Raw genomic sequence first — 247 nt, 5'->3', positions numbered from 1 at the left:
TCTGCTCGCCGGTTACCGGGCGGCTTATGCCGGTACGGAGTTCTTGCGCCGGCTCGGCGGGGCGTGGGGGTGGCCGGCCGGGGCGCCGGTGTGGACGAGTCATGAGGCGCTCGTGCTGGACTATGAGCTGCCGCTGCTGCGTCAGGGCCGGCAGGGTTTGCTGTTGTCCTCGACGCACTGGCCGTGGATCGGGGACCGCACCCGTCAGCTGGACGGTGCGCATGTGCAGATGCTGGCCCGGGTGCAG

1 protein-coding gene is annotated in these 247 nt (G+C 70.9%); it reads left to right on the top strand.

What is annotated here, in order from left to right:
• Positions 1-247: 3-deoxy-7-phosphoheptulonate synthase (locus IG54_RS0137465; RefSeq protein ID WP_030795793.1), on the top strand; the 247-nt coding region annotated here is incomplete at both ends.

This window comes from Streptomyces sp. NRRL S-920 (genome assembly GCF_000717945.1).
GTDB lineage: Bacteria > Actinomycetota > Actinomycetes > Streptomycetales > Streptomycetaceae > Streptomyces > Streptomyces alboniger.
The sequence above is the reverse complement of the archived record's forward strand: the minus strand, read 5'-3'. Positions and strand labels throughout refer to the sequence as shown.